26 protein-coding genes are annotated in these 26479 nt (G+C 44.6%); 15 read left to right on the forward strand and 11 right to left on the reverse strand.

What is annotated here, in order from left to right; translation table 11 throughout:
* Positions 1-10 precede the first annotated feature (10 nt).
* Complete coding sequence (locus FEM55_RS06020; protein WP_138280371.1) at positions 11-625, reverse strand: LysE family translocator; 615 nt, start codon at positions 623-625, stop codon at positions 11-13.
* Position 626: 1 nt separating this feature from the next.
* Entirely contained in the window at positions 627-1172 is a 546-nt protein-coding gene (locus FEM55_RS06025) for an NUDIX domain-containing protein (RefSeq protein WP_171036482.1), read from the reverse strand.
* A 47-nt stretch (positions 1173-1219) separates the two neighbouring features.
* Here FEM55_RS06025 and FEM55_RS06030 point away from each other — a divergent pair, with 47 nt between their 5' ends.
* Both FEM55_RS06030 and FEM55_RS06035 read left to right on the forward strand, forming a co-directional pair.
* Positions 1220-2233 (forward strand): cation diffusion facilitator family transporter, encoded by a 1014-nt coding sequence (locus FEM55_RS06030; protein ID WP_138280373.1) that lies wholly within the window; start codon positions 1220-1222, stop codon positions 2231-2233.
* A 24-nt stretch (positions 2234-2257) separates the two neighbouring features.
* A complete protein-coding gene (locus FEM55_RS06035; protein WP_138280374.1) occupies positions 2258-3181 on the forward strand; it encodes a sugar phosphate isomerase/epimerase family protein in 924 nt (307 codons plus the stop codon).
* Positions 3182-3248: 67 nt separating this feature from the next.
* On the opposite strand, the gene folE is transcribed toward FEM55_RS06035, so the two are convergent.
* Together folE and FEM55_RS06045 are read right to left on the reverse strand one after the other, a co-directional pair.
* Entirely contained in the window at positions 3249-3938 is a 690-nt protein-coding gene (folE, locus tag FEM55_RS06040) for a GTP cyclohydrolase I FolE (protein WP_138280375.1), read from the reverse strand.
* On the reverse strand, positions 3898-4314 hold the full coding sequence (locus FEM55_RS06045; protein WP_138280376.1) for a 6-pyruvoyl trahydropterin synthase family protein: 417 nt from the start codon (positions 4312-4314) through the stop codon (positions 3898-3900). Before FEM55_RS06045 ends, folE begins: the two co-directional genes overlap by 41 nt.
* A 289-nt stretch (positions 4315-4603) precedes the next feature.
* On the opposite strand from FEM55_RS06045, the gene FEM55_RS06050 reads away from it, so the two are divergent.
* The 6 genes from FEM55_RS06050 to FEM55_RS06075 all read left to right on the forward strand — a co-directional run bounded on the left by FEM55_RS06050 (position 4604) and on the right by FEM55_RS06075 (position 11032).
* Positions 4604-5956, forward strand: a complete 1353-nt coding sequence (locus FEM55_RS06050; protein ID WP_138280377.1) for a Gfo/Idh/MocA family protein — start codon at positions 4604-4606, stop codon at positions 5954-5956.
* Between the two features lie 64 nt (positions 5957-6020).
* On the forward strand, positions 6021-7244 hold the full coding sequence (locus FEM55_RS06055; RefSeq protein ID WP_138280378.1) for a sugar MFS transporter: 1224 nt from the start codon (positions 6021-6023) through the stop codon (positions 7242-7244).
* A gap of 3 nt (positions 7245-7247) precedes the next feature.
* Entirely contained in the window at positions 7248-8330 is a 1083-nt protein-coding gene (locus FEM55_RS06060) for a mevalonate kinase family protein (protein ID WP_138280379.1), read from the forward strand.
* A gap of 120 nt (positions 8331-8450) precedes the next feature.
* A complete protein-coding gene (gene ispG, locus FEM55_RS06065; RefSeq protein WP_138280380.1) occupies positions 8451-10460 on the forward strand; it encodes a (E)-4-hydroxy-3-methylbut-2-enyl-diphosphate synthase in 2010 nt (669 codons plus the stop codon).
* Positions 10461-10496: 36 nt separating this feature from the next.
* On the forward strand, positions 10497-10676 hold the full coding sequence (locus tag FEM55_RS06070) for a DUF6728 family protein (RefSeq protein WP_138280381.1): 180 nt from the start codon (positions 10497-10499) through the stop codon (positions 10674-10676).
* The gene (locus FEM55_RS06075) at positions 10673-11032 is read left to right on the forward strand and encodes an MmcQ/YjbR family DNA-binding protein (protein ID WP_138280382.1); all 360 of its coding nucleotides are present in this window, start codon (positions 10673-10675) and stop codon (positions 11030-11032) included. Before FEM55_RS06070 ends, FEM55_RS06075 begins: the two co-directional genes overlap by 4 nt.
* Before the next feature lie 133 nt (positions 11033-11165).
* Here FEM55_RS06075 and gldC read toward each other — a convergent pair whose 3' ends face one another.
* Positions 11166-11507 carry a gliding motility protein GldC gene (gldC, locus tag FEM55_RS06080; RefSeq protein ID WP_138280383.1) on the reverse strand — a complete coding sequence of 114 codons (342 nt, stop codon included), beginning with the start codon at positions 11505-11507 and terminating at the stop codon, positions 11166-11168.
* 57 nt (positions 11508-11564) lie between these two features.
* Entirely contained in the window at positions 11565-12290 is a 726-nt protein-coding gene (locus FEM55_RS06085; protein ID WP_138280384.1) for a DUF4197 domain-containing protein, read from the reverse strand.
* A 106-nt stretch (positions 12291-12396) separates the two neighbouring features.
* Between FEM55_RS06085 and FEM55_RS06090 the strand changes: the two genes are divergently transcribed.
* Genes FEM55_RS06090 through FEM55_RS06110 form a run of 5 tightly spaced genes read left to right on the forward strand, consistent with a single transcriptional unit; the run spans position 12397 to position 17618 of the window.
* Positions 12397-13674, forward strand: coding sequence for a competence/damage-inducible protein A (locus tag FEM55_RS06090; protein WP_138280385.1), 1278 nt, complete (start codon positions 12397-12399; stop codon positions 13672-13674).
* A gap of 57 nt (positions 13675-13731) precedes the next feature.
* Positions 13732-15033 carry a dihydrolipoamide acetyltransferase family protein gene (locus FEM55_RS06095; protein ID WP_138280386.1) on the forward strand — a complete coding sequence of 434 codons (1302 nt, stop codon included), beginning with the start codon at positions 13732-13734 and terminating at the stop codon, positions 15031-15033.
* Complete coding sequence (locus FEM55_RS06100) at positions 15033-15566, forward strand: 5' nucleotidase, NT5C type (RefSeq protein WP_138280387.1); 534 nt, start codon at positions 15033-15035, stop codon at positions 15564-15566. Before FEM55_RS06095 ends, FEM55_RS06100 begins: the two co-directional genes overlap by 1 nt.
* Positions 15563-16240, forward strand: coding sequence for a response regulator (locus tag FEM55_RS06105; RefSeq protein WP_138280388.1), 678 nt, complete (start codon positions 15563-15565; stop codon positions 16238-16240). The genes FEM55_RS06100 and FEM55_RS06105 overlap by 4 nt, the downstream gene beginning before the upstream one ends.
* Position 16241: 1 nt before the next feature.
* Positions 16242-17618: a sensor histidine kinase gene (locus FEM55_RS06110; RefSeq protein WP_138280389.1), complete on the forward strand. Its 1377-nt coding sequence runs from the start codon at positions 16242-16244 to the stop codon at positions 17616-17618.
* A gap of 306 nt (positions 17619-17924) precedes the next feature.
* On the opposite strand, the gene FEM55_RS06115 is transcribed toward FEM55_RS06110, so the two are convergent.
* From FEM55_RS06115 to FEM55_RS06125, 3 genes are all read right to left on the reverse strand, one after another.
* Positions 17925-18671 carry an acyl-CoA desaturase gene (locus tag FEM55_RS06115; RefSeq protein WP_138280390.1) on the reverse strand — a complete coding sequence of 249 codons (747 nt, stop codon included), beginning with the start codon at positions 18669-18671 and terminating at the stop codon, positions 17925-17927.
* Positions 18672-18816: 145 nt separating this feature from the next.
* The gene (locus tag FEM55_RS06120; RefSeq protein WP_138280391.1) at positions 18817-19491 is read right to left on the reverse strand and encodes a DUF4159 domain-containing protein; all 675 of its coding nucleotides are present in this window, start codon (positions 19489-19491) and stop codon (positions 18817-18819) included.
* A 12-nt stretch (positions 19492-19503) separates the two neighbouring features.
* Positions 19504-20214, reverse strand: a complete 711-nt coding sequence (locus FEM55_RS06125; RefSeq protein WP_138280392.1) for an RsmE family RNA methyltransferase — start codon at positions 20212-20214, stop codon at positions 19504-19506.
* Between the two features lie 392 nt (positions 20215-20606).
* Here FEM55_RS06125 and FEM55_RS06130 point away from each other — a divergent pair, with 392 nt between their 5' ends.
* Entirely contained in the window at positions 20607-21617 is a 1011-nt protein-coding gene (locus FEM55_RS06130; protein ID WP_138280393.1) for a glutamine synthetase beta-grasp domain-containing protein, read from the forward strand.
* A 73-nt stretch (positions 21618-21690) separates the two neighbouring features.
* Here the strand turns inward: FEM55_RS06130 and FEM55_RS06135 are convergent, their stop codons facing one another.
* Both FEM55_RS06135 and FEM55_RS06140 read right to left on the reverse strand, forming a co-directional pair.
* Complete coding sequence (locus tag FEM55_RS06135; RefSeq protein WP_138280394.1) at positions 21691-22245, reverse strand: hypothetical protein; 555 nt, start codon at positions 22243-22245, stop codon at positions 21691-21693.
* A 39-nt stretch (positions 22246-22284) separates the two neighbouring features.
* Positions 22285-24474, reverse strand: a complete 2190-nt coding sequence (locus FEM55_RS06140; protein WP_374756474.1) for a glutamine synthetase III family protein — start codon at positions 24472-24474, stop codon at positions 22285-22287.
* Positions 24475-24615: 141 nt separating this feature from the next.
* Between FEM55_RS06140 and FEM55_RS06145 the strand changes: the two genes are divergently transcribed.
* Complete coding sequence (locus FEM55_RS06145) at positions 24616-26451, forward strand: LTA synthase family protein (RefSeq protein ID WP_138280396.1); 1836 nt, start codon at positions 24616-24618, stop codon at positions 26449-26451.
* Positions 26452-26479: the final 28 nt, after the last annotated feature.

The following is a 26479-nucleotide window of genomic DNA, read 5'->3' on the forward strand; positions in this document are numbered from 1 at the left end:
CTGAAAATAACTATTTTATAAAATTCGCGTAGGCAATCTGGCAGGCAATCAAAATAAAAACGATGCCTGTCACTTTGTTGAAAATCGTGACAACTCTCGGTGTAAAAACGCGTTTAAGCCGGTGCGCAAATACTGCAATGGCACATTCCACCAGAAAAACGGCAATCACGCTCGCACCAAAAAAAAGCAGAACCTGATTGTAATTGTAGTGCAGATTGGTGCGGATATAAGATGCAATCGTGACCCAGCTGATAAAATTGACGGGATTGAGGCCGTTCAACAAAAAACCGGTTGTAAAATAGTACAGCAGGTTTCCGAGACTCGTTTTGGGATAAGCCACTTTCGGCTGGCCTTTGATCAGGTTGCTCAATCCCAGAATCAGCAGAAAAACGACGCCGGCGCCGGCCATCCATTTTTTAAAATCCGGAATGTCGGGTAGCAGCGAGGTTCCGAAAATGGCAAAAAATACAAAGATCAGATCGCATATAAATACGCCGGCTGCAATTTTGATCCCGGTTTTGTAACCATTGTCAACGCTGTTCTGAACGAGTGAAAAAAATACCGTCCCAAACGTAAGGCACAAGGCTATTCCCGTAAGCGTACCATAAAACAAAGATTCCAGCATATCAGATTCCCCTCAGCCTTGCTGTCATTAAAATGGCACAAACGGAAAGTGAATCGGTTATTTCAGAGCGCATGACCATTTCCACAGCTTCTTTCAACGGTACTTTCCGGATCTGAAGATCTTCCGTGTCTTCCGGCTCGGCTTCTTTTTGAGTCAGTTCTTCGGCAATGTACAGGAACCCTTCTTCGTTGGTTGCGGAGTTGGAAGTATGGATACGTGCCAGTTTGGTCCATTTGTTTGCAAAAAGCCCGGTTTCCTCTTTCAGTTCCCGCCTGGCAGCTTCCAGCGGATCGGTACCCAGCAAACCGCCGCCTTCGGGGATTTCCCAGGAGTATTCGTCAATGGCATAACGGAACTGTCCGACCAGATAAATATTTTCTTCTTCATCCATCGGAATTACGCCGATTGCCTGATTTTTGAACTTTACAAGCCCGTAAATACCTTTATTTCCAGACGGGTTAATGACATCACGGTGACTGAGTTCCAGCCACGCATTTTCATATACAGTTTCGGAAGAAAGCGTTTTCCAATTATTTTCTGTGGACATAACCCGTATTTTCTTAGTATTTTTAACGCCTGAATAACAAATCCCAAATGCAAATAAACCAAAATAAGCTTAAACAACGTCTCATCCTGCTGTCTTTTATAGCCAGTATCCTGCTGACGGGCTTGAAGTTCTTTGCTTATTATCTTACATCTTCCAATGCCATTCTGAGCGATGCGCTGGAATCCATTATCAATGTGATTGCAAGTGGTTTTGCCTTTTACAGCATTTACCTTTCTTCACAGCCGAAAGACAAAAATCATCCGTACGGACATGGAAAAATAGAATTCTTTTCAGCAGGTTTTGAAGGAGCGTTGATCATGATCGCCTCGCTGTTCATTATTCTGGAAGCAGTAAAAAGAATCATGGACCCCGCTCCCATCCAGAATCTTGCGCAGGGTTCGGGTTTTATCCTTTTTACGATTGTGGTCAATACGGCCATTGGCTACAAACTGCTGAGCGAAGGAAAAAAGGCCAATTCGCTGGCGCTTGTTGCCGACGGAAGGCATCTGATGACCGACAGCATCAGCAGTCTGGTGCTGATCGTCAGCGTCGGGCTTATTTTACTGACAGGATATGTCTGGATCGACAGCGTTGCTTCGCTGCTCTTTGGCATTTTTCTGGCTTACAACGGATTCAAGCTCGTCAGCAAATCGGTAGCCGGATTAATGGACGCCAGCGACGAACATTTGCTGGAAAAAGTTGTCAATACGCTGCGCAGCCACAAGAATCCCGCATGGATCGACGTTCATAATCTTCGCGTACAGCAATACGGCTCCGACCTGCATATTGATTGTCATCTTACTTTGCCGTATTATTGGGAACTGCAGAAAGTGCATGAAACAATTCATGATCTGGAAAATATTTTAAAAAACAGCCATAACGGTGAAACGGAGGTCTTTGTACACGCCGATCCGTGTTTGTACCAGTGCTGTTACTTCTGCCGAATTGAGAATTGTCCTGTACGGCAGCACGATTTCATTCAGGATATTGAATGGGATGCGGCCAATCTGGTCAAAAATGAAAAACTATATACCGAAGCAAGCATTCATATTCAGGAATAATAATCAATCTAAATTCTAACCAAAATGTACTTTTCGCGACGCGATTTTCTGAAAAAAGCAGGCGTTACCGCACTTGCCGCTACGACAATGACCGATTTGCTGGCAGAATCTGCCGCTAAAAAAATGTGGTTTGATATTTCACTGGCCGAATGGTCGCTGCACAAAGCACTTTTTGCAAAAAAACTGACGAACCTTGACTTTCCTGAACTGGCAAGAAAAGAATTCGGGATTTCAATCGTGGAATATGTAAACCAGTTTTTCAAGGACAAAGCGGAGGACAAAACGTATCTTGCCGATTTGCTGAAAAGATCCAAAGATAACGGCGTAACCAATAACCTGATCATGATCGACGGCGAAGGCGGATTGGGCGAGCTGGATGCTGCGGTAAGGAACAAAGCCGTTGAAAATCACTATAAATGGGTGGAAGCTGCAAAATATCTGGGCTGTAAAACCATTCGTGTGAATGCATTCGGAAAAGGTTCGGATGAAGAAATTGCGAAAGCTGCCGTGGACGGTTTGAGCAAGCTCGGAGAATTTGCCGCCAAAACCGGCATCAATGTCATCGTTGAAAATCATGGCGGTTCTTCGTCCAACGGACAATGGCTTTCAGGCGTTATGAAGCAGGTGAATCTGAAGAATGTGGGTACGCTTCCGGATTTCGGGAATTTCTGTATCGTGAGAAAAGAAGGTGGCTGCGCAGAATCTTACGACCGTTATCAGGGCACCAAGGAACTGATGCCATTTGCAAAAGGAGTCAGTGCCAAAACGTACGATTTTGACGAAAAAGGAAACTGCATCGAAACGGATTATACGAAAATCCTGAAAATCGTGAAGGACAGCGGCTTTAAGGGAATTGCCGGCATTGAATACGAAGGAAGCAAACTTTCCGAATACGATGGCATCAAGGCTACAAAAGCATTGCTTGAAAGAGTAGCACCAACCGTTTAGAAAAATAGATTTTTTATTGAAAAGATGTCAGCTCAGGACTGAAATATGTTCCTGAGCTGACATCTTTTTATTTTCCAAGGTAACTCAGAAACTCCTTTCGGGTGTTTTCATCCTGAAATTTTCCGCCGTAAAAAGCCGTAACCGTTGAACTTCCCGAATCACGGATTCCGCGGGACTGCACGCACATGTGCTGCGCATCAATTACAACAGCAACATCTTCGGTTTTCAGTGCACGTTTCAGTTCATCGGCAATCTGGACAGTCAATCTTTCCTGCACCTGCGGGCGTTTGGAAAAATATTCAACGATCCGGTTCAGCTTGGACAACCCGATCACTTTTCCGCTGGAAATATACGCGATGTGCGCTTTTCCATAAATGGGGACAAAATGGTGCTCGCAATTGGAAAAAACGGTTATATCTTTCTCAACAAGCATCTGATCATACTTGTATTTATTATCAAACAACGTGACAGAAGGCTTGTTTTTGGGATCAAGTCCGCTAAAAACTTCTTTGATATACATTTTGGCAACACGTTTCGGCGTGCCTTTGAGGCTGTCATCGTTCAGGTCGAGGCCCATGATTTCCATGATGTGCCGGAAATGCTTCTCAATCAGCTCTATTTTCACCTCATCTTCCATGGCAAATGCATCTTTCCGCATCGGCGTCTCCAAGGAAGACTGTAAATGATCGTCGCCGATTTCTTCTGTTTCGATCATGTCATTCAACTGGATATTCGACAAAGTTCCGTTCCGTTTCATATAATCTTATTTTCAGAGCAAGCCCCGGATCAATTTTATTTCTCAAAATAGTATAAATGACAATGGCGATATTCTCCGCTGTCGGGTTCAGTTCACGAAATTCTTCCACATCCAGATTCAGGTTTTTATGATCCAGCCTGTCCAGAACCAGTTCCTTGATATACGCACTCAGCAATTTCATATCCATAACAAAACCCGTTTCCGGATCAACCTCGCCCGTTACCTGCACGATGAGTTCATAGTTATGACCGTGAAAATTGGGGTTATTGCATTTGCCAAAAACAGCTTCGTTCTGTTCGTCCGACCATTGCGGATGATGCAGACGATGAGCCGCGTTAAAATGTTCTTTGCGGAACACCGCCACTTTATGTGCCATATTTCAAATCACTTATGTATAATGCTGCCTTAAATGTCGTAACAAAGTATGTGTTCAACACACTTAAAGCCATTGAGCGCAACAGAAATGCCCATGGAAGTCACTTGCTTTCCTGTAACGCCATATGATTTCAATTTGTTCACTGTACTGCGAATTCGTTCAGACATCAGACGACAGCGAATCTGTTTTAATAAATTAAAAAAAATTAAAAATCTCGTTATTGAGTGTAAATTGCAAAGCTGGAAAGATTTTATCCACGGCTTTTCCGTATTCCTATTTCAACCTTTCTATGGATAGACGCCATTTTATTCAAAAAGCTACTCTGGCAGGATCCGCCGCAGGAATCTTTCCATCGTTTATATACAAGGAAAACAAGCCGCTTGACAAAGTCCGCATGGGCTTTATCGGCGTGGGTTTGCGGGGGCGCAGCCACGTTGAGCAGGCATTGTACCGCCCGGACATTGAAATCAATGCGATTTGCGACATTGATCCGGCTGCCGTTGACATTACATTAGATAAGATCAAAAAAGCCGGCAAAAAAGCGCCGGCCGTGTATTCCAAAGGCGATGAAGATTTTCTGAATCTTGTCAAACGGGACGATCTGGACGGAATTCTGATCGCAACGCCTTGGCACTGGCACGTACCTATGGCCGTAGCCGTTATGAATGCCGGCAAATACGCCGCCGTAGAAGTTTCCGCAACGGTTACGCTGCAGGAATCGTGGGACCTGGTTAATACGTATGAAAAAACCGGCTCCCATTGCATGATCCTGGAAAATGTATGTTACCGCCGGGATGTCATGGCCATTCTGAAAATGGTGCGCGAAGGCATGTTCGGTGAAATGACTTACGCGCATTGCGGTTATCAGCACGATCTGCGGAGCGTGAAATTCAATAACGGGAAAAGTGACGGCGGTGTAGGCGCGGAATTCGGTGAGAAAGGGTTTTCCGAAGCAAAATGGCGTACGCAGCATTCCGTGGACCGGAACGGCGATATTTATCCGACGCACGGACTCGGACCCGTTGCGCACTGGCTGGACATCAACCGAGGAAATTGCTTTACGCATTTGACTTCTACTTCTACCAAATCGCGCGGACTGCATAAATACGTTGTGGATCACGGCGGAAAAGATCATCCGAATGCCAAAGTCAATTTCAAACTGGGCGATATTGTTACAACAGTTATTCAGTGCCATAACGGCGAAAATATCGTTCTGATCCATGATACCAATTCTCCGCGTCCCTACTCGCTCGGCTTTCGTGCACAGGGAACCAACGGAATCTGGATGAACGATGGCAACAGCATTTATCTGGAAGGCATATCGCCGAAAGAACATACTGCCGAGCCCGACAAGGCATATCTTGAAAAAAACGATCATCCGCTCTGGAAAAAGCACGCCCGGGAAGCTGAAAATGCCGGACACGGCGGCATTGATTACTTTGTTTTAAGAGGCTTTGTGGAAGCCATCAAAAACAAAACGGCTCCGCCGATCGATGTGTACGATGCGGCAGTATGGAGCGCCATAAGCCCGCTTTCCGAAATGTCCATTGCACGCGGAAGCGCACCGGTCGAAATTCCGGATTTCACGCGTGGAAAATGGAAAACCAATCCGCGTATTTTCGGACTGAATGATGCTTTTTAAATTATAAAATCACAAGATATCCTTCATACTTTTTAACCCTGACCAACCCAATTTATCAAATTAAATGAACAACAAGAACAACAACTACCTTGGCCCTCTTTTAATAATCGGACTTTTATTTTTTGTTATGGGTTTTATCACCTGGGTAAACGGTACGCTCATAACATTCTTTAAAAAAGCATTTTCACTGGACAACACGAGTTCCTACCTCGTTACCTTTGCCTTTTTCATTTCCTATACGGTCATGGCGATTCCGTGTTCCATGGTTGTAAAAAAGACAGGCTTTAAAAACGGCATGTCGCTGGCATTGCTGGTCATGGCCGCCGGAACGCTGATTTTTATTCCTGCCGCTGAAATGGCATCTTATCCTCTTTTCCTTGTCGGACTTTTTACGATCGGGATCGGGCTTACCGTTCTGCAGACTGCTTCTAACCCATACGCTACGATTCTCGGACCGCGCGAAAGTGCCGCGCAGCGGATCAGTATCATGGGGATTGCAAACAAAGGAGCCGGAATTATCAGTCAGATCGTGATCGGAAAACTGCTTCTGGCCGGCGCCACTTCCGGAGATCCGAAAGAGCAGCTGGATAAAGTAGTCGTTCCATATCTGATTCTCACGGCCGTTCTTGTAGGATTTGCGCTTCTGATCTGGTTTACAAAAGGGCTTGTGGAAGTAAGCGAAGAAGAGGAGGAGCCTTCCGCAACACAACAAACTGCGGTTCAGAAAACAAGTGTATTCCAATACCCAAACCTTGTGCTGGGTGTCCTTGCATTGTTTTGCTATGTTGGCGTGGAAGTAGTTGCGGCGGATACCATTATCAATTACGGCGTTTCGCTCGGTATTCCGGAAGATGAAGCCAGGATATTCGGAGCTTATACGCTGGGCGGAATGATGTTCGGTTATGTACTGGGCATTGCGCTTATTCCAAAATTCGTTTCTCAGCAGGCATACATGATTTTCTCGGCATTTCTGGGCGTAGCTGTTACCGTTATTGCCATTTTCACAAGCGGTTTTACTTCGGTGATGTGCATTGCCGTTCTGGGGTTTGCCAATGCGGTAATCTGGCCGGCATTATGGCCGCTTGCATTAAGCGGATTAGGCAAATTCACCAAAATCGCTTCCGCACTGCTTGTTATGGGTATTTCGGGCGGTGCCGTTGTTCCGCTCATTTATGGCGGTATTGCCGATTCCATTGGCAGCACGCAGAAAGCATACTGGATTCTGGTTCCGCTTTATTTATTTATTCTGTATTTCGGTCTTGTCGGCCACAAAAAGAAAAGCTGGTAATTCATGAGGATTTCGACTCCGGGCCGTATTTGTTTGTTTGGCGAGCATCAGGATTATCTTGGACTGCCCGTCATAGCGGCGGCAATTTCGCGCAGGATTGGTATTGACGGCGATTACAGGAATGATGAAAATATTATTTTGCATTTGCCCGATCTCGGCTTCCAGATTCAGTTTTCTTTAAAAGAAACTTTCCCGTATGTAATCCAGCGTGATTATTTTCGCAGCACCATCAATGTGCTGAAAAGGAAAGGACTTACTTTTTCAAAAGGGTTTGAGTGCGTGATCCGTGGAAATATTCCGATCAACTCGGGTACTTCGAGCTCGTCTGCACTGATTGTTTCATGGGCGCATTTTCTGGATAAAATGAGCGATAATCCGTTTAATTTTTCCCAAAAGGAACTGGGTGAAATCGCGAATGCGGCAGAAGTGCTGGAATTCGGCGAGCCCGGCGGAATGATGGATCATTATTCCACGGCTATTGGAAACGTGATTTATCTGGAATCCACACCGGAAATCAAGGTCGAAGCACTGACACCCAAACTGGGAACGTTCGTCCTCGGCGATTCACTCGAACCTAAAGATACGCTTGGAATCCTGGCCAGATGCCGTTACGGAATGGAAGATGTGATCCGGAAAGTAAAAGCGTACGATCCTGAATTTTCCATTTTCAACACGCCGATTGAGAAAACAGCCGACTATTTACACGAGCTTACAGAAGACGAAATGAGCCTTTTAAGAGCCAATGTAGAAGACCGCGATATTCTGATTGAAGGGAAATCTCTGTTAACAAAAGGCAGTTATTCTTCTGTTAATGAAGAGTTTGACGATCAGTTCGGAAACCTGCTTTATAAACATTACAAAAATCTGCGCGACCATAAAAGGACTTCAACACCAAAAATTGAACGCATGATGAATGCCGCCCTGAATGCCGGTGCGCTGGGCGGGAAAATCAACGGTTCCGGCGGTGGCGGCTGCATGTTTGCCTATGCGCCGTCGAAAGCGGAGGAAGTGGCGGAAGCCATTGAAAAGGAAGGCGGGAAAAGCTACATTATCACCGTGGATTCAGGAACAAGAATTGAATTATGAAGCTTAAAATGCACGAATGTAATTCCGATTGTGTTTTACTTTTATGACATTTGCATACATTACGTCCGACGATCAGCAAACCAATCGGGATGCCGGACGTAAATCATTTATGACAATTCCATGAAAGTGAACACAGCTCCTGAACAAAATTCGAATCTGTACTGCCCATCTCTGACAGCTTATCAAAGACGTGAAACAATCACGATAAACATTGGCGATATTCCGATGGGTTCTGCCTATCCGATCCGGGTGCAGTCCATGACCACCGTGGATACCATGGACACGCAGGGTTCTATTGAAGAAGTGATCAGAATGGTCGATTCGGGATGTGAATACGTGCGGATTACAGCACCCAGTGTTAAAGAGGCACAGAATCTGGAAAACATACGGAACGGTTTGCGCAGGTCTGGCATTCATGTGCCGCTGATTGCCGATATTCATTTTACGCCCAATGCGGCTGAACTGGCTGCACGCATTGTGGAAAAAGTCAGGATCAATCCCGGAAATTATGCGGATCGCAAACGCTTTGAGATCATCGATTATACCGATGCATCCTATGCCGCAGAACTGGAAAGAATACGGGAAAAATTCATTCCGCTTGTCAAAATCTGCAAGGAATATGGTACGGCCATGCGCATCGGTACCAACCATGGTTCCCTTTCCGACCGGATTCTGAGCCGTTACGGAGATACACCGCTCGGTATGGTGGAATCGGCACTGGAATTTCTTCGGATTTGTGAAGAATTCAATTACTTCAACATTGCCTTGTCCATGAAATCCAGCAATACGCAGGTGATGGTGGAAGCGTACCGCCTGCTTGTGCAAAGACTGGATCAAGAAGGGCTGAAACCTTATCCGCTGCATCTGGGTGTTACCGAGGCCGGCGAAGCCGAAGACGGCCGGATCAAATCGGCGGTGGGCATCGGAACGTTGCTGGAAGACGGCCTTGGCGATACGGTGCGTGTTTCTCTAACCGAGGCGCCTGAAAAAGAAGCGCCTGTGGCGCGTGCTTTGATTGAAAGATACACCATGCGTACTCCGCACGATTTTATAGAACCCGTTGAATCCTGCCCGATCAATCCGTTTCAGTATGCCCGCCGCGATACGGTCGAAGTGTACAATCTGGGCCATATGAACGTTCCGCGCGTCATTGCAGATTACTCGCAAATCAAAGTGCAGGAATTGAGTGATTTGAAAAGTATCGGGCATTTTTTTCTGCCTGTTCCGGACAAATGGGCTATGAATGATCAGGGTGCGGATTTTATTTATTCAGGCAAAAATCCGGTTCCTTTTATGCTGCCGAATGGCCTGAGAGAAATCCTTGATTTTGAACATTGGCGAATTCATTCGGAGCAACCTAATAAATTTCCTTTGTTTACTGTAAATGAATGGCTTGAAGCAGAATCTGAAAAGGTTTCTTCTTCACTTAATTTCATCAGAGGAAATATACATACGCTTAATACCGACTTTCTTGATAATATCCGATCCGCCGGCAATGTTGTTTTGATCGTGCAAACCGACAACGCACATGCCATGCCGGAACTACGTAGATTTTTCTACAAACTGGTCGAAATGAAGATCAGGGTTCCGGTAATTATTCAGAGAAAATACCCTGTTTCCAGACCCGACGAGCTGACCTTATATGCCGCAACGGATATCGGCGGATTATTGGTGGACGGCTTTGGCGACGGCACACTTTTGATGCCTCAATTCAATGGCTTTGAGGGTCATGCAGAAAAACTGGGTTATGCTGCCGGTTTCAACAGCATTGCATTCGGAATTCTGCAGGCAGCCCGAACCCGGATGTCCAAAACCGAATACATTTCCTGTCCTTCATGCGGCAGAACATTGTTTGATTTACAGGAAACAACAGCCATGATACGCAAGCATACCGAGCATCTGAAAGGCGTGAAAATCGGCATTATGGGCTGTATCGTAAACGGTCCCGGTGAAATGGCCGATGCAGATTATGGATACGTAGGCATGGGAAAAGACAAAATTGCCTTGTACCGCGGTCAGGAAGTAATAAAAAGATCTGTAACGGCAGCAAAAGCAGTAGAAGAACTCATTGAGCTGATCCGGGAAGACGGAAGGTGGATTGAACCGGAAGAACGCGAAATTCTGGTTTAGTGTAGCTTGTTCACAGTTAACTATACAATTAATCATATGAGAAAATACTTTCAGTTAGGTGCAGTATTTTATTATTTCGTAAGGGTTTTCAAGAAAAAAGACCCCAATGCACCGGATTCCTTTAACCTGCGCATGATGCATGGCATCAACCGGATTTCCATCATTATGTTTCTGATTTGCGTTATTGTGATGATCGTAAGAGCAATCATGCGATGAATCTGGAATTACTGCGCGATTTTGCACTTGCTTTGCCGGGCGTAACGGAAGAGCTTCCGTTCGGACCGGATATACTGGTTTTTAAGGTTATGGGTAAAGTGTTTCTGCTTGCTCCGCTGGATTCAGCAGACTTGCAGTTTAATGCCAAGTGCCATCCTGAAAAAGCCGATGAATTGCGGTCCCGTTATCCGGATGTGAAACCGGGTTATCATATGAACAAAAAGCACTGGAATACCATTATCGTCACTGGAAGTATTCCAGGTGACTTATTGTTCAGCTGGGTAAAAGATTCCTATGATCTTGTAGTAAATAACCTGCCAAAAAAGCAGAGAGAAGAACTGGCGGCTGGTGTTTAGCCATTAGCGGTTAGCTGTTAGCGACTGAATTTTTACAAACTGCTCGTTACGTGTGTTTAGCAATTAGCTTTTAACAATAGAATTTCAATCTGAATTCGAAGCTAAAAGCTAATCGCTATGAGCTAACAACTCTCTACTTGGCAGCTTTCATTTCCTCGTCCAGACGTTTGCTAAGCGTCTCACAAACGCCTTCAATGGCTTCTGCCATGGCGTTGTCGTTGGTTGCAGTCAGTAAAGTATCTGCAATGCCGCTCATCAGTTCTATGTAGAAACGCTTCATTTCAAACACTTCCATATCTTTTGTCCAAAGGTCAATTTTCAGCGTGCCTCTGTGGTAATGATCCCATACCGCAATTGCAATTGCCCTTGTATCGTTGATTCCTTCGTTCGGATTGTCCGTCGCTTCCCAGAAAATCTTATCGGGTATATTCTGTTCGTCCAGCTCAACGGTAAAATGTATTTCTGACTTTTTCATAAAGGTGTTAAATTTTCTATAAAAGTAACCAATTGCCCGATAACTAGCGTCCGGAAGTTACTTTCCTGCCTGACTGAACACTTTTTTAAGCAAAGCAGTTACCCGTGCACCCGGATTTTCACGTATTTTTTTCTCTTCCTGCGCGATGAGCGTATACAATCCGTCAATCGTTTTTTGCGTTGCATATTCTTTCAAATTCGGATTTACCTTCTTTACAAATGGCAGCTTGTTATAGGTATTGACAATATCCGTGTAGTATTCCGTGGTTTTATTCAGGTTCAGCGTACTGTCCACGACCGGGAAAAATGTTTTGAACAATTCATCGTTCGTCGATTTTTTCAGATACTGCGTAGCTGCATCGTCCGTTCCTTTCAGAATGCCCAGTGCATCCGGAACCGTCATGGAAGTAATGGATTTCACAAAAATCGGTTTCGACTTTTTAGCCGCATCTTCGGCCGCACGATTGAGTGACAAAGTGAATTTATCTACTTGCTCGCCCAGGCCCATCTTACGCAACGTTTCGGCAACTTTCTGCGCCTCCGGCGGAACTGCAATTTTAATCAGTTCATTTTTAAAAAAACCGTCTACTTTCGAAGCTTCTGCCGAGCCATTGGTTATGCCCACATTCAAAGCTTCTTTCAGACCGTTCACAATTTCATTTTCACTAAGCTTTCCGGATTTCTTTCCAAAGGACTCCATTACTCTTCCCAAATTGAACTGAGCGTGTGCCATCGTGCTGCAAAAGAGCCAAAATAAGGTAACAGATAAGATTTTTTGTTTCATTACGATTCAGTTTGTTAATGCTGCAGTACGGTTTAAACGTACTCAATAACGATTAATTTTACTTATTTTTGAGAAAATAACGGTCTTATTCAATCAACGTTGCACTATGGTTTCCACAATCCGGGCAGAAATATTAACGATCGGAGATGAAATTCTTTTCGGACAAATTACAGATACCAACACGCAATGGATTGGTGCTCAGTTAACTGATATCGGCATTCGTCCGGTCAGAAAAACATCTGTCGGCGATAACAGACAGGATATTCTGGATGCATTCAAAGAAGCAAGCCAGCGGGCAAATGTAATTATCGTAACAGGCGGCCTCGGTCCTACCCGGGACGATATCACCAAACAGACTTTCTGCGAATATTTCGATACGGAACTGCAGATTAACGCAGCTGCACTGGAACTGGTTACCGGTTTTTTTGCCAAAAGAGGCAGAACCATGACCGAGCTGAACATTCAGCAGGCCGCACTTCCTCTGAATTGTACCTACATTCCGAATCTGTGGGGAACTGCGCCGGGCATGTGGTTTGAGAAAGACAATGTGATTTACGTTTCGCTTCCGGGCGTTCCGTATGAGATGAAAAATCTGATGGAATTTGAAATCCTTCCCAGGCTGAAATCCAGATTTGTTACTACTATTATTCAGCATAAATCGGTTCGTACCATCGGGATCGGCGAATCTTTTCTGGCTGAAACCATAGCCGGTTGGGAAGATGCGCTTCCGGAACATATCAGGCTCGCTTATTTGCCGCATTTTGGACAGGTAAAATTACGGCTGACCGCAACCGGAACGAATCAGCAGCTTATTGATGCGCAGCTTCAGCAACAAGTCGATTTGCTGATGCCCCTTATTGAAGAGTACGTTTTCGGATTTGATCAAGATGAACTGGAAATGGTGATCGGATCGTTACTGATGAACAGCAATGCAACGCTGGCCACTGCGGAAAGCTGTACAGGCGGATATGTGGCCAGTCGGATCACGAGCGTGCCGGGTTCCTCGCGCTATTTTGAAGGATCGGTTGTAAGTTACAGCAATGTTATCAAAATGAATGTATTGGGTGTTTCTGCAGAAATACTGGAACGTTACGGGGCAGTAAGCGAGCAGACTGCACGTGAAATGGCGGAAGGTGTACGAAGGACTTTAAATACAACCTTCGCCATCTCGACAACCGGCATTGCCGGACCGGACGGCGGAACAGCTGAGAAGCCCGTAGGAACGGTGTGGATTGCATGTGCAACGCCGCATGAAACATTTACACAGCTGCTGACATTAAGAAATGACAGAAAAATCAATGTGGAGCTTACAAACTCATACGCATTGAATTTGCTCAGAAAATCCATTTTAAAATATAATCCGGCTGTGAAAAGCGGATCGTAAGTTACAAATACAGGCAGCCTGGCCAAAGTAAACGGTTGCCGGCGAAAATATGCAAGTATGAAAATTGTTGAAATGGTAATGCCTCCGATGGGAGAAAGTATAATGGAATGCACCGTGCTCAACCTGCTTAAAAAAACAGGTGAAACCGTGTCTGCAGACGATTCCGTACTGGAGGTTGCAACGGATAAAGTGGATACGGAAGTGCCGTGTCCTTTTAACGGCAAACTGACGGAATGGCTTGTAAAGGAAAATGATGTAGTTGCCATTGGCAGCGTTGTGGCACATTTTGAAGTAGAGGACGACGTTCCGGCATCCGACAAGCAACCTGCAGCCCCTGAAACGCAGGAAGAAATCCCTGATGCGGAAACCATGGCTGCCATGCTGGAAAATGACTTTCTGAAAGCCGTTGACAAAACTCCCGAGCCAGTTTCTGATCACGTGAAAAACGATCTGCAGGGAAATATTTTTTACTCACCGCTGGTTCTGAGCATTGCACGGGAAGAAAATATTTCTGCCAGCGAACTTGCCGGCATTCCGGGAACCGGCGCCGAAAACCGCGTTACCAAGAATGATATTTTTGCTTTTATCAGTAACCGTAAAAGTACACCTGTAAAACCGGCACCTTCCGCCGCCGTTTCGCTGAACGGCAGCAATGAAATCATTGAGATGGACCGCATGCGCAAAATGATTTCCCAACGCATGGTCGAGTCAAAAAGGATTTCAGCCCATGTTACTTCTTTTATAGAAACAGACATGACGCCTATTGTTAACTGGCGGGAACAGGTGAAGACGGAGTTCAGGAAACAAACGGGCGACAGCATTACGTTCACGCCGATTTTGATTGAGGCCGTTGCCAAAGCAATCAGGGACTTTCCAATGATCAACATTTCGGTGGACGGTGAAAAGATCATCCGTAAAAATGACATTAACATCGGCATGGCCGTCGCTTTGCCGGACGGGAACCTGATCGTTCCGGTCATTCACCATGCCGATCAGTACGATCTGCCCGGTCTCGCACGCAAAGTCAATGAACTCGCCAGAAGAGCAAGGGAAAACAAGCTGAAAGCGGATGATCTCGCCGGCGGTACTTATTCTGTTTCCAATATCGGTGCTTTTTCCAATCTGATGGGAACGCCGGTTATTGTTCAGCCGCAGGTCGCGATTATGGCATTCGGTGCCATCAAAAAGAAACCGGCTGTGCTGGAAACCCCGCAAGGTGACCTGATCGGGATTCGCAGCATGATGTTCATTTCACATTCCTATGATCACCGCGTTGTGGACGGTTCCCTCGGCGGCATGTTTCTGAAAAGGGTCAACGATTATCTGGAAAATTTTGACATTCACAGATCTTTAATCTGATGCTGAGACTTACTCTGGATATGGATGACGTGCTGGCTGACACCCACGAAAAGCTTGTGGAAATCATTCTCAATGACTTCGCAACAATCCGTACCGAAAAAGAGTTAAAATCCAAACCGTTACGCGAGCTGCTGCATCCCAAGCAGCTTGCCAAGCTGCACAAGATCATGGATACGCCGGGTTTTTTTGCAGATATCAAAGTAAAGGAAGACGCAGTGGAAACGGTAGCACGGCTCTCGAAATTTTACGAGATATTCATCGCAACCGCATGCATGGAATTTCCGACTTCTTTCCATGATAAATTTGAATGGCTGCACCGGCACTTTCCGTTTATTCCCTGGACCAATATTATTTTCTGCGGTTACAAAAGCATTATCCAGTCTGATTATCTGATTGATGACCATGTACGGAACCTGACTTCATTCAAAGGCAAAGGCATTCTGTTTACAGCACCGCATAATCTTAAAGATACCTCTTTTCAACGTGTTTCAAGCTGGAAAGACGTTTCTGAACTTTTTCTCCCGATTTCATGAAATTACTGCTGATCGAAGACGAGCCCAAAACATTACAGTCTATTAAACAGGGACTTGAAGAAAATGGATACGAAGTGGACATTGCATATGACGGGCTGATCGGCAAGCAACTGGCTAAAAATAACACGTATCAGCTCATCATCAGCGACATTATCATTCCCGGTATTAACGGCATTGAGCTTTGCAGGGAAATCCGCAGCTGGGGCGACGAGACGCCGATTCTGATGCTTACTGCTCTGGGAACGACAGACGACAAGGTAACAGGACTGGATGCCGGTGCAGACGATTATCTTGTAAAACCTTTTGAATTCAAGGAACTTCTGGCCCGCGTGCGCGCCCTGACCAAACGCGGAACAACCGTTTCACATACGGCACAAGTTCTCCGTTTCGCCGATCTGGAAATTTCACTGGACGCCAAGACGGTTCACAGGTCCGGAAACAAAATCAATCTGACAGCAAGGGAATTCAACCTTCTGGTTTATCTCATCAGAAATCAGGGGCGCGTCATTTCCAAAGTCGAGATTGCGGAACAGGTCTGGGATATCGGTTTCGACACAGGCACCAATGTGATTGAGGTTTATGTAAATTATCTTCGTAAAAAAATCGATAAAGATTATCCTGTCAAACTGATCCATACGCAGTTTGGAATGGGTTATGTGCTTAAAATAGAGTAGTATGCAGATCCGCACCCGACTTACGGTCCAGTTTTCCCTGTTGGTGAGCGGGATTCTGCTGATTACGTTTCTGGCCATTTACTTTTTTTCTTACTATAACGTTACCGAAGATTTCTACGACCGCTTGCGTTCCAAGGCGAAGTCACAGGCCGAGCTGCTGCTGAAAGTCCCGCAGGTTAATACGGAAGTGCTCAAAGCACTGGATGAAACGAACCGCGATCTGATCTATGATGAAAACACATTCATCTTTGACGAAAAAAACCGTCTGATTTACAGTAATCTAACCAATGCGGACAAAAAATCCATTCATGTCTCCAATTACTGGCTGGACGAAATCCGGAAATCCGGACAAATCCGCTATAACGATGGCGATTACAAAGTTGTAGGGCTTTATTACAAATATCCTTTCAACCGGGCTGTCGTGATGCTCGGCGCCAAAGACTTGTACGGCCAGGCCAACCTTTCCAACCTGAGTACGCTGCTGACGGTCCTGTATTTCATTGTAACCATTATTGTGGCTATTGTTGGCTGGATCTTTTCCAAACGTGCATTAAGGCCCATTTCAAAAGTGATGAATGCAGTGGAAGGAATTCTGCCGCAAAAACTCGACACAAGACTGGAAGTTCCGAATCAGAAGGACGAAATCGGCCGGTTAACCACAACTTTCAACAAGCTGCTTGACCGAATTGAAACGGCTTTTCAAATGCAGAAAATCTTTGTCGCCAATGTTTCGCATGAACTGAAAAATCCTCTAACAAAAATCAGGTCGCAGCTGGAAGTAAGTATGCTCAAAGAGCGTAATACAGCGGATTATCAACTGACGATCCAGTCGGTACTGGAAGATATCCAGGAACTTGCGCAATTGTCAAATACTTTGCTCGAACTTGCCAAAGTCAGCGAAGACCAGCGTGATCTGCTGACGGAAACCGTGCGTGTGGATGACCTTATTCTGGATTGCCGGCAAAATCTGGCGCAGGCCAACCCGAATTACAACATCCTCCTGAACTTTGACGAACTGCCCGAAGACGATACATGGCTTGAAATAACCGGAAACTCCACTTTGCTGAAAACGGCATTCATCAATCTGATGGACAATGCGTGTAAATTTTCGGATAACAATACGGTAAGTGTCAGTTTGCAGTCGTCTGGAAACTCGTTAAAACTTCGTTTTTCGGACAACGGCAAAGGCATTCCGAGTGAAGACCAGAACCTGGTTTTTCAACCCTTTTACAGAAGCGATAACACGGCCAACATCAAAGGTTACGGAATCGGGCTTTCATTGGTGGAGCGGATCGTCAAACTGCATAACGGAACCGTAACGATTAACAGCAATCAGCCGAAAGGCACTACTTTTCTGGTCACATTTTCCCGGCTCTAAGTAAATTCTAACTTTGTATTAACCTCATTTTAAGTATTGTAATTTTACTTTGTATGGTAAGCAGCGCATGTGTTGCAAAAGACTTTAAGAGATTTCATTTTTTGTGGTGTTAATAAGCAAACTTGGCAGGTGTTTCTCACATCTGCCAAAGTTTTTTACAGGGTATATCCAATTGTATGGAACAGCTGGTCTAATTAAAATTTTGTTTGCAGCAAAAGCCTTTTTTAACATCGGAACAAAAATCCGATCATAAAAAAACCCTTCGATTATCAGATGATCGAAGGGTTTTTCGCAGGAAGTTATATATTAATGCTTCTTTCGGATTTCAATAATTTTAAGCTTGTTCAGCAACTTGATGACCGGATAAGTCGGGTCCACTTCAAACCATTTTGCACCGAAATTGATGGAATTAGGCTTTTTATGATGATTGTTCTGGAAAAGCTCGCCCATCATCAGAAAGTCAAAAATCAGCGAATTCTTGGATTTGTCGTCATTATCGAAGTTCTGATAACCGTATTTATGGCCACTCCAGTTTACGATAGCACCGTGAATCGGGCCCATCAGAAAATGGATCGGAAGCAGAAAGAAAAATGCCCAGTGCATATCCAGATAAATATACGCAAGCACATAGAATGCAAGATAAAGCAAAGCCCATCCCGCTCTTGAAAACCATGAATCGCCCAGTTTTTCAATAAATCGCCATTCCGGATAATTTCTTTCAAACTGTGATTCAATCGCTCTTTTCCGGTTCAGAACGGCATTATAAATATTCTTGGTTTCCCACATCATGGTAAAAACGTTTTTTGTATGATGCGGTGAATGCGGGTCACGTTCGGTGTCGCTGAAAGCATGGTGCATGCGGTGCAAAATCGCGTATGCTCTCGGGCTCAGATAGGAAGAACCTTGCGAAAGATAAGTAAGAAGGTAAAAAAACCGCTCCCAAGGTTTGCTCATTATGAACATTTTATGAGCGGAATAACGATGAAGGAAAAAAGTTTGACAGAAAAGGGATAAATACCAGTGTAAAAAAAATACAGCAAGAACTATATACATATGCGGATGAAATTTTAGGATATTAAACTTTGTACAAAAGTAAGTGTATGCGGTCAGAAAAACGAAAGAAGGAAAGCCAATTTGTAATATATTTATAATCTGACTGCATTTATTTTTTTATTTAAAACACTGAACCGCAATCGGATTACAATATCATAAACGCATAGCTCAGAAGATTAGCGCCCATCTGCAATGCTTTTCTGCGCATTTCCTCCGGATCGCCATAAACGCTCTGATCTTCCCAGCCGTTTCCAAGATCGGTTTCGTAGCTGTAATAGCAAACCAGCCGTCCCTGCCAGATCAGCCCGAAGCCTTGTGGCTGCTTGCCGTCATGCTCATGTACTTTCGGAAGCCCTTCCTGAAAATTGTATTTGATATGATAAACCTGATGATCATACGGCAGTTCCACAAACGACAATTCGGGAAATACTTTTTTCATTTCCCGGCGAATGAATTGATCCAAACCATAATTGTCATCAATATGCAGAAATCCGCCGGATAACAGGTAATTACGCAGGTTCTGAGCCTCGGCATCGGTAAAAACCACATTGCCGTGCCCCGTCATGTGAACGAACGGATACGTAAAAATATCCGGACTTCCGACTTCCACAACATCTTCAACCGGATTGATATTCATTTTTAGTTCTGAATTGCAAAAACGGATCAGATTGGGAAGCGAAGTTTTATTGGCATACCAGTCACCGCCGCCGCCGTATTTCAGCTTGGCAATTTTAAGCGAAGACTGCGCATTCGCACTTTGTAAAATGCCTGTTACTGCGATAAGAAAAATAAATGTTATAGCAGAAAATGATCGGAGCATAAAAATTCAGGTTTAATTTAAAATCTGCGCCAGATTGATTGCGTGGCAGCCGGCAATGGCAGCAGTTTCCGTCCGTAATCTGGTCGGCCCGAGTGAAACGGTTGAAAAGCCGTTTTCCATGGCAAAGGCAATTTCCTTTTCGCTGAAATCACCTTCGGGACCAATAAGCAAAGACGTGCTGCTGTCCTTTCTAACCTTACTAAAAACGTGTTCCACGGTATTCTGATCCGGAACATAGGCAATCAGTTTTACATCTTCCTGCCTGCTTCTGATAAACGAATCATATTTGTTATTTACTGTGATCTCGGGAAGATAAAATTGCTGCGACTGTTTCATGGCGGCAGCCGCAATGCGGTTCAGTCTGTTCAGGTTTACAACGCGGTTCAGCGTTTCCGGATTGGTATGTTCCGTAATCAGGAAGTCAATGCGTTCTACGCCTATTTCCGTCATTTTTTCCACCATCCATTCATTTCGTTCCGCTTTTCGCGTCGGAGCAATCGCAATGTGTACGGCAAAGCTTCTTCTCGGGATCATTTCCGATCCGATCACTTCATAACCTGCTTTATTCTTGTGCATATTCAGAACACATTTCTGAAGCAGTCCTTTTCCGTCCGTGACATGAATGATATCACCCGAATTAAGCCTCAGAACTTTTGAACTGTGCCTTGTTTCCTCTTCGTCCAGTTCATAAAGATTTTTGTTTGGCTGATAGAATAAATGCATATGAAAGTAGTAATAATTTAATGCAACTAAGAACAATCTTTAATCAAAAATAGGGAATAATAAAAGCGGTCGTCAAACTATCCTCTCAGAATTACTTAAATTCCAAAAATGCAGGCTTTCAAGCACATTTCTACAACTAATTTCAACAAAAAAGCGCTGCAATTAAAATATTGTCAATAAACGCACAGATGCGCAATCTAGGATTTTTTGGCATTTGAGAGTTCAAAACCCGGGATTATTAAAATAATACAGATTTTAATGCAAATACTGATATACTCCTAATATTATTCTGCATAAAGTGAATTTTTCTTATTATTTGTTTTTGGGAAATACATTTTTACATTAATATTGTGCCGTTATAAATATTCGTCACCACTTTATTTAGTACTGTTATGTCAAAATCCAAGCTGGAATATATTTGGTTGGATGGCTATAAGCCGACCCAAAGTTTACGCAGCAAAACCAAAATTGAAAATGATTTCAGTGGCAAACTGGAAGATTGCGGAATGTGGTCGTTTGATGGTTCATCCACTGAACAAGCTCCTGGTGGTTCTTCAGACTGTTTGCTAAAACCTGTTTACATTATTCCGGATCCGCAACGCAAAAACGGCTATCTGGTAATGTGCGAAGTATTGAATGCCGACGGAACTCCGCATGAATCCAACGGCCGTGCAACAATCGAAGATGATGATAATGATTTCTGGTTTGGTTTCGAACAGGAATATTTCCTTTGGGATGTTGAAACCAACAAACCGCTTGGTTTCCCTGTGAACGGATATCCGGCTCCACAAGGCCCTTACTATTGCTCAGTGGGTGCTAAAAACGCATTTGGACGTGATATAATTGAAGAACATCTTGACGCTTGTCTGGAAGCCGGCCTGAATGTGGAAGGTATCAACGCAGAAGTTGCTGCCGGACAGTGGGAATTCCAGATTTTCGCAAAAGGTGCACAAGAAGCAGGTGACCAGATCTGGCTTGGACGTTATCTGCTCGAAAGAATCGGTGAAAAATACGGTGTTTCAATCAACTGGCATGCAAAACCGCTTGGAGCACTTGACTGGAACGGAAGCGGCATGCACGCCAACTTCTCGAATTCAGCATTGAGAACCGCAGGAAGCAAGGAGGTATTTGATAAAGTTTGCGAATCTTTCCGCCCGGTTGTAAAGGAACATATTGAAGTTTATGGTGCTGATAACCATTTGCGTCTGACCGGAAAACATGAAACGGCAAGTATTCATGATTTCAGCTACGGCGTTTCTGACCGCGGTGCATCCATTCGTATACCCGTAACAGTTCCTGCAAAAGGATGGAACGGCTACCTTGAAGACCGTCGTCCGAACTCTGCTGCCGATCCTTATAAAGTAGCAGCGCGTATTATCAAAACCGTAAAATCTGCTTTGTAATACAGGTTTTAAGATATACTACAAAAAAAGCCACGCTAGCGTGGCTTTTTTTGTAGCTCCAATCATTTTATGATCAATCTTCTTCTTCGCTTCCGGAAAAAGAATACAAGGTCGGATCAAGCTGTAATCTGCCGGTGTTGAAACGGAGAATGAAATCATTGATCACTTTCTCGTTGATCTCGGTTTTGTTCAATCCGACTTCCAGCCCGACACCGTATTCAAATTCGTCGTCCACTTCAACGTGCTCACGAACGGTAATTTCTTCGTTTTCTTCGATTTCTTCGATGAATTCGGTCAGCAGCAATTCCGCTTCTTCATCGTCTTCCTCGCTGATATTCTCGTTTCCGGTTCTTTCGTCCCTGGATATATAGCCAGGAATTTCCTTTTGCACCCTTTCCAGCGCCGCGTCATAAACCAGCGTAGAATGATGCAGCCTTAATGTATAGATGAGAGCGTCATAGATAACTTCCTTTTCCTTGTAAAAACCGACAAACTGAACATGCGCGTGTTCGCTGTTTTCATCTTCTTCCTCTTCCAGCTCGTCATCAACATAAATAAAGTTCAACCGCTCAGCCTTACATTCGTTTTTAAGCTGGGCAATTTCTTCTGGATCAAATCCCGGATTCATAATCGTTGTTATAGTTTGTTTTAAAGAATCTCTGCAAAATTACTCCAAAAATAACATTTCGCGGTACTTTGCCAAAGGCCAGTCTTCGTCATCGATCAATAATTCCAGCTTATCCACGTGATACCGGATATTTTCGAAGTACCCTTTTACCTCCGAACCGTAGAATTTGGCCTTTTCCAGCAGGTCCTCCATGCTGTTTGCCGTTTTCCTGCTTTCGGTCATTTCATGCACAAGGCGCTTGATAATCACGATGTGCGAGGAAATATCCTTGATGATTTCCTTGATCGGCTCCGCTTCTTCCAGCATTTCCAGATCGGTGAGCGAACGTGCCGTCTGCGCCAGCTTGAACTGGTATTTTACAACCGTTGATACAATATGGTTCAGAGCCAGATCGCCAATGACACGTGATTCGATCTGAAGTTTTTTGATGTAGTTTTCAAGTTCGATCTCATACCTTGCATGCAATTCCCTCGAACTCAGGATACCCATTCTTTCAAACACATGGACCGTCTTGTCGGTAATATAAGCATGCAATGCCTCGTACGTTGCACTGATGTTGCTCAAACCCCGTTTTTTAGCCATTTCAATCCATTCTTCGGAATAGCCGTTTCCTTCAAACAGGATATTTTTTGATTCAGTAAAATATCTTTTCAGGATTTCAACCGTAGCGACTTTTTTCTCTTCTCCCGCCGCAAGCCTTTCGTCCATTTCTTTTTTGAACTCCATCAATTGTGCCGCTACAATCGTATTGAGGACAATCATTGGCGAAGCGCTGTTCTGTGAACTTCCGACTGCGCGGTACTCAAATTTATTTCCGGTAAAACAGAACGGAGAAGTACGGTTCCGGTCCGTGTTGTCGCGCTGAAGATGCGGAATACGCGTAATGCCGAGCTTGTAATAGAAATTTTCGCCTTTTTCCAGCGTAATCTCGCCTTTGCTGACGAGTTCTTCCAGCATAGCCGTAAGATCTTTGCCGAGGAAAACAGAAACAATGGAAGGCGGCGCTTCATTGGCGCCAAGACGGTGTTCATTGCCCGCAGAAGAAATCGAAGCCCGGAGCAGATCCGCATGATCGTGCACGGCTTTGACCACATTCATCAGAAAAGTAAGAAACCGCAGATTTTCCTTCGGCTTAGATGTAGGCGCAAGCAGATTAATGCCCGTATCTGTGGAAAGGGACCAGTTATTATGCTTGCCGCTGCCGTTTATTCCTGCAAAAGGTTTTTCATGAAAAAGCACCTGAAAATTATGTTTGTCGCCAACTTTCTGCATCAGGTCCATCAAAAGGGCATTATGGTCAATGGCCAGATTGATTTCTTCAAAAGTCGGTGCGCATTCAAACTGTCCCGGCGCCACTTCGTTATGCCTTGTACGTACCGGAATTCCCAGTTTCAATGCTTCAAACTCAAAATCGACCATAAACGCATTGACGCGCGGCGAAATGGAACCGAAATAATGATCGTCCAGCTGCTGCCCGCGTGCCGGACTATGCCCGAAAACCGTTCTGCCGGCCATCAAAAGGTCCGGACGCGCATAATAAAGCGCTTTATCAACCAGAAAATATTCCTGCTCAATGCCCAGCGTCGGTGTCACTTTATCTACATCGCGGTTGAAAAACTGGCATACGGCCGTTGCAGCTTTATCCAGCATCACCAGCGAACGCAACAGCGGTGCCTTGTAATCCAGCGCCTCGCCGGTATAGGAAATAAAAACGGACGGAATGCAGAGCGTCTTCCCTCCTGCCCCGTTATCCATCAGAAAAGCCGGCGAACTCGGGTCCCAGCCGGTGTAGCCTCTGGCTTCAAACGTTGCGCGAAGTCCTCCGCTCGGGAAAGAGGACGCGTCCGGCTCCTGCTGCACCAATGCACTCCCTTTAAACTTTTCTACGGCTTTCCCGTCGATCGTCAGATCAAAAAATGAATCGTGTTTTTCGGCTGTTGTACCCGTTAACGGTTGAAACCAGTGTGTATAATGCGTGGCTCCTTTGGAAATGGCCCAGGATTTCATGGCGGCGGAAACTTCGTCGGCAACTTCCCTGTCGATCGTGGAACCGGAACGGATGGCATTCGAGATCTTTGTATAAGCCTCTGCGGAAAGCAAGGTTCGCATCACATCGTCACTGAATGTATTGCTTCCATAAAGGTCCGCAACTTTTTCGGCGGGAGGAGTTAAAACGGGGGAAATACGTCCCTGAGCAATCTCAAAAGCTTTGGATCGAAAAGTCATTATGTATTGATTTATATTAATTCTCCTCAAAATTATTTATTTAACCGTACGAACAACAATTATGCGGTACATTTTCATTTATTGTCTTTTCTGTTATCATTTGATTAAGCATTTTTCGGAACTTTGCAGATTCGTTTATTTGCCATGATTAAAAGATTAAAGTTCCTTTTTATATACGGATTGACCTGGATTGTCTTTTTCCAGTTTCTGCGGGTTATATTCTTTGCCTATCACTACAAAAAAGCGCTTGAACTTCCGTCCTATCTATGGGTCAGCAGTGCTTTTCACGGTTTGAGAATGGATGTTTCTTTTGCCGCATACATGCTGGTGATACCTACGTTACTGATTGCATTCACCGCAGGAAAGTGGAACTGGTACAAAAAAACAGCCATTATTTACAGCATCATCATTTCGTTTCTGATCACTTTGCTTTCCGTTGCCGATCTCGAACTTTTTCGTGCATGGGGATTCCGGATCGAAGGTTCCATTCTGCAGTATCTGAAGACGCCGACCGAAGCGCTTGCTTCCATGGGCGCGGCGCCTGTCTTTCCGCTTGTACTTCTGTTTGCATTCATTTTTGTCCTCATTTCAAGCCTTTTAACAACGGTCATCCGCAGAAGCGTAAGTGCATTTGAGCGATTCGGCTTTTACTTCACGATTCCTGCTTTTATTCTTCTGACAGCCAGCCTTATCGTTCCGATCCGCGGCGGATTTCAGCTTGCTCCGATGAATGAAAGCGCGGTTTTTTTCAGCAACAAAAGCTTTGCAAACTATGCGGCCGTGAATGTGCCGTGGAATTTTATGAGCTCGGTTATAAACGCTACGTATAGTACGAAAAACCCGTTTGTTTACTTCAAGGAAAATGAAGCAGAAAAAATGGTTTCCTCCTTGTATGGTACCGGCGGGGAAACGGAAAAAATCATCAGGTCCGGAAAAGATGTAAACATCATTCTCATCATCTGGGAAAGTTTTACGGCCAAAGTTGCCGGAAATCTGGGCGGCATGAAGAACGTTACGCCGGAATTTGAAAGATTGTCGAAGGAAGGAATGCTGTTTACAAACATTTACGCAAGCGGCAACCGCAGTGACAAAGGAATGGTGGCCATTCTCAGCGGATATCCGGCACAGCCGACTACCTCGATTATCAAAATTCCGAAAAAGACCGTTACGCTTCCGTCTTTGCCGGGCGTATTTCACAAAAATGGCTGGAATACTTCATTTTATTACGGCGGTGAAACGGAGTTTGCAAATATGAAATCCTATTTTCTGCAGCAGGGTTTTGATAAAATCACAGACAAGGAACGTTTTGATGCATCGGAAATGAATTCCAAATGGGGCGCGCATGATCATATTGTCTTAGACCGTCTGTTAAGTGATCTTGATACCCAGAAACAGCCGTTCTTTTCAACACTTTTTACGCTGAGCAGCCACGAACCTTTTGAAGTCCCGGTAAAAACCGTCATTCCGGGCAACGATCCGGAACATCTTTTCCTGAATGCGCATCATTATACCGATGCATCCATCGGCAATTTTATTGAACAGGCCAAAAAGAAACCGTGGTGGAAAAATACGCTGGTCGTCATCATTGCGGATCATGGCCATCCAATGCCTGAAACGCATAAAACAAAACCCAGCGAATTTTACATTCCGATGCTATGGCTCGGCGGCGTGCTGGAAAAAAGAAATACAAGGATCGATACACTGGCTTCACAAACAGACCTGGCTGCCACTTTGCTGAACCAGTTTCATTTGCCTTCTTCCGAGTTTATGTGGAGCAATGATATTTTTCGCAAGAACAGGATTCCGTTCGCCTATTTCGCGTTTAATAATGGGCTGGGCTGGATGAGGCCATCCGGTTTTCTGGTGCGTGACAACCTCGGGGGAAATATTACCGAAGAAAAAGGGAAACCGGAGAAGTCTGAAGAAGCGTTGGGAAAAGCTTATTTGCAAGCTTCTTTTACGGATTATTTAAAGCGTTGATTATAAAAGATGTAATTTTGCAGAATAT

This window comes from Dyadobacter sediminis, assembly GCF_005860765.1.
GTDB lineage: Bacteria > Bacteroidota > Bacteroidia > Cytophagales > Spirosomataceae > Dyadobacter > Dyadobacter sediminis.

What these genes read in the sequence shown, in the direction of transcription:
- FEM55_RS06020 (WP_138280371.1), bottom strand. Translation starts at nt 625, where the DNA reads ATGCTGGAATCTTTGTTTTATGGTACGCTTACGGGAATAGCCTTGTGC.
- FEM55_RS06025 (WP_171036482.1), bottom strand. Translation starts at nt 1,172, where the DNA reads ATGTCCACAGAAAATAATTGGAAAACGCTTTCTTCCGAAACTGTATAT.
- FEM55_RS06030 (WP_138280373.1), top strand. Translation starts at nt 1,220, where the DNA reads ATGCAAATAAACCAAAATAAGCTTAAACAACGTCTCATCCTGCTGTCT.
- FEM55_RS06035 (WP_138280374.1), top strand. Translation starts at nt 2,258, where the DNA reads ATGTACTTTTCGCGACGCGATTTTCTGAAAAAAGCAGGCGTTACCGCA.
- folE (WP_138280375.1), bottom strand. Translation starts at nt 3,938, where the DNA reads ATGAAACGGAACGGAACTTTGTCGAATATCCAGTTGAATGACATGATC.
- FEM55_RS06045 (WP_138280376.1), bottom strand. Translation starts at nt 4,314, where the DNA reads ATGGCACATAAAGTGGCGGTGTTCCGCAAAGAACATTTTAACGCGGCT.
- FEM55_RS06050 (WP_138280377.1), top strand. Translation starts at nt 4,604, where the DNA reads ATGGATAGACGCCATTTTATTCAAAAAGCTACTCTGGCAGGATCCGCC.
- FEM55_RS06055 (WP_138280378.1), top strand. Translation starts at nt 6,021, where the DNA reads ATGAACAACAAGAACAACAACTACCTTGGCCCTCTTTTAATAATCGGA.
- FEM55_RS06060 (WP_138280379.1), top strand. Translation starts at nt 7,248, where the DNA reads ATGAGGATTTCGACTCCGGGCCGTATTTGTTTGTTTGGCGAGCATCAG.
- ispG (WP_138280380.1), top strand. Translation starts at nt 8,451, where the DNA reads ATGAAAGTGAACACAGCTCCTGAACAAAATTCGAATCTGTACTGCCCA.
- FEM55_RS06070 (WP_138280381.1), top strand. Translation starts at nt 10,497, where the DNA reads ATGAGAAAATACTTTCAGTTAGGTGCAGTATTTTATTATTTCGTAAGG.
- FEM55_RS06075 (WP_138280382.1), top strand. Translation starts at nt 10,673, where the DNA reads ATGAATCTGGAATTACTGCGCGATTTTGCACTTGCTTTGCCGGGCGTA.
- gldC (WP_138280383.1), bottom strand. Translation starts at nt 11,507, where the DNA reads ATGAAAAAGTCAGAAATACATTTTACCGTTGAGCTGGACGAACAGAAT.
- FEM55_RS06085 (WP_138280384.1), bottom strand. Translation starts at nt 12,290, where the DNA reads ATGAAACAAAAAATCTTATCTGTTACCTTATTTTGGCTCTTTTGCAGC.
- FEM55_RS06090 (WP_138280385.1), top strand. Translation starts at nt 12,397, where the DNA reads ATGGTTTCCACAATCCGGGCAGAAATATTAACGATCGGAGATGAAATT.
- FEM55_RS06095 (WP_138280386.1), top strand. Translation starts at nt 13,732, where the DNA reads ATGAAAATTGTTGAAATGGTAATGCCTCCGATGGGAGAAAGTATAATG.
- FEM55_RS06100 (WP_138280387.1), top strand. Translation starts at nt 15,033, where the DNA reads ATGCTGAGACTTACTCTGGATATGGATGACGTGCTGGCTGACACCCAC.
- FEM55_RS06105 (WP_138280388.1), top strand. Translation starts at nt 15,563, where the DNA reads ATGAAATTACTGCTGATCGAAGACGAGCCCAAAACATTACAGTCTATT.
- FEM55_RS06110 (WP_138280389.1), top strand. Translation starts at nt 16,242, where the DNA reads ATGCAGATCCGCACCCGACTTACGGTCCAGTTTTCCCTGTTGGTGAGC.
- FEM55_RS06115 (WP_138280390.1), bottom strand. Translation starts at nt 18,671, where the DNA reads ATGTATATAGTTCTTGCTGTATTTTTTTTACACTGGTATTTATCCCTT.
- FEM55_RS06120 (WP_138280391.1), bottom strand. Translation starts at nt 19,491, where the DNA reads ATGCTCCGATCATTTTCTGCTATAACATTTATTTTTCTTATCGCAGTA.
- FEM55_RS06125 (WP_138280392.1), bottom strand. Translation starts at nt 20,214, where the DNA reads ATGCATTTATTCTATCAGCCAAACAAAAATCTTTATGAACTGGACGAA.
- FEM55_RS06130 (WP_138280393.1), top strand. Translation starts at nt 20,607, where the DNA reads ATGTCAAAATCCAAGCTGGAATATATTTGGTTGGATGGCTATAAGCCG.
- FEM55_RS06135 (WP_138280394.1), bottom strand. Translation starts at nt 22,245, where the DNA reads ATGAATCCGGGATTTGATCCAGAAGAAATTGCCCAGCTTAAAAACGAA.
- FEM55_RS06145 (WP_138280396.1), top strand. Translation starts at nt 24,616, where the DNA reads ATGATTAAAAGATTAAAGTTCCTTTTTATATACGGATTGACCTGGATT.